The 320-nt window shown below is 58.4% G+C and carries 1 tRNA gene; it reads right to left on the reverse strand.

From position 1 onward, the window contains the following. Nucleotides 1-114: 114 nt before the first annotated feature. A tRNA-Met gene (locus LHP98_RS19355) sits at nucleotides 115-191 on the reverse strand. Between the last annotated feature and the right edge of the window lie 129 nt (nucleotides 192-320).

Here is a 320-nt window from a genome sequence, read left to right on the forward strand (position 1 = left end):
TGCATGCTGGTGCGGTTTTTCTGCTTCGGTGTTGATGTGGCGTTGATGTAGGCGTGCGAATGCGGAAAGCGCCCCGGGGGGCGCTGCGCAGGTATTTGATATCGTTGAGAGTTTTGGTTGCGGGGGCAGGATTTGAACCTGCGGCCTTCAGGTTATGAGCCTGACGAGCTACCGGGCTGCTCCACCCCGCGGTCGTTGTCCCTGGGGCTGGTTTGCCTTTGGGGTGATTTGAGATCGTATTGAGAGGTTGGGCATTGGACAGGTTTGGCGGTGACCTACTCTCCCACGTCTTGAGACGCAGTACCATTGGCGTGACGGCC

This window comes from Rhodobacter sp. Har01 (assembly GCF_020564565.1).
Classification (GTDB): domain Bacteria; phylum Pseudomonadota; class Alphaproteobacteria; order Rhodobacterales; family Rhodobacteraceae; genus Pseudogemmobacter.